Genomic DNA, 1,294 nt, shown 5'->3' with positions numbered 1-1,294 from the left:
GGCCCGGCGCCCTGCGCCAGGCCCGCCGCCACGTTCAGCACTGAGGCCGCTTGCCGTGATTGGCCCGGTGGTTCCGGCGGCTCTTCTTCTTCCGGCGTCGCTTCGACGACATGGGCTGCTCCTCTACGGGTTGCCCCCGGTCCAACGTCTCACATCGCTGCCGGGCCGTCTCGTCGGCGACGAGCGGGGGCGGGCGCCCGCAGCCCCCGCCCCCGCCCCCGGCTCATGCGCCCGTCGTCGCGGCGGACGTCCGCCCGCGCCACCACGCGACCGTCGCCCCGAACTGCTCCCCGAGCGGGGTGGCGCGCAGGGTGAAGGCGGACTCGTAGGCCGACGAGTCCATCACGAACGGCCGGTCGAACTGGTAACGGACCTCCCGCAGCTCGCGGAGCAGGGGAGAGAACAGCGAGGCCAGGCCCAGGACGGCCGGCGACAGCCGCCGTACCGCGACCGGTCCCGTCTTCGCCTCCGTGGCCAGCCCGTCGACCATCTCCCGGCACGACAGCGGGGGGACCGTTGGCACGTGCCAGGCCCGCCCCCAGGCCCGTTCCTCACCTGCGACCTCGACCAACGCCCGGGCCACGTCCGGAAGGTACGTCCAGCTGTGCGGCGTGTCCGGGTCGCCGAGGACCGTGACGGACTTGCCGTTCAGCAGGCGCGGCACGACCCGTGAGGAGAGGTGACCGCCGTCGGTCACGCCGGGGCCGAAGAAGTCCGAGGCGCGGACCTCGACCGCCCTGATACGGCGCTCCTCGTGCAGCGTCCGCGCCTGTTCCCAGACCGCGGCCCGGACCCGCCCCTTCGGGCCGGCCGCCGCGAGCGGCAGGTCCTCGGTGATGGGCCCCTCCACCGGGCCGTAGCCGTAGAGGTTGCCCAGACCGACCAGGACGGCCCCGCTCGCCTCCGCCGCCGCGCAGACCGCGGAGGCCAGGGCCGGCCACTCGGCCGTCCAGCGGTGGAGGGGCGGCGCACCGCAGCTGTAGATCGCGGCAGCGCCGTCCGCGGCCTCGATCAGCCGGCCGGCGTCCGCCGCGTCCAGAGCCACGTGCTCGATCCCGGGCTCCGGCGCCCGCCCCGACCTGGTGACAACACGTACCGAATGCCCCTGCTCGGCCAGCAGCCGAGCGGTGGCCGCCCCCGCGGGCCCGTATCCCACAACCACATGAAGACTCACCGTCACAGCCTAGTCGGGGCCCTGGAGGCCGGTGACACGGGCATGGTGACGGGCTGTCGGTCCGGTGGCCGCCTCCTCGGCGGCCCCGCGGGGGGCCGTGTCACCGGCCCCCCCCGCACC

At 75.3% G+C, this 1,294-nt stretch carries 1 protein-coding gene; it reads right to left on the bottom strand.

Annotation, left to right across the window (positions count from 1 at the left end; all coding sequences use genetic code 11):
* Positions 1-223: 223 nt before the first annotated feature.
* Positions 224-1,174 carry an NAD-dependent epimerase/dehydratase family protein gene (locus ACFC1F_RS43415; RefSeq protein WP_376167357.1) on the bottom strand — a complete coding sequence of 317 codons (951 nt, stop codon included), beginning with the start codon at positions 1,172-1,174 and terminating at the stop codon, positions 224-226.
* Between the last annotated feature and the right edge of the window lie 120 nt (positions 1,175-1,294).

Source organism: Kitasatospora sp. NPDC056181, from assembly GCF_042266225.1.
Classification (GTDB): Bacteria; Actinomycetota; Actinomycetes; order Streptomycetales; family Streptomycetaceae; genus Kitasatospora.
The sequence above is the reverse complement of the archived record's forward strand: the minus strand, read 5'-3'. Positions and strand labels throughout refer to the sequence as shown.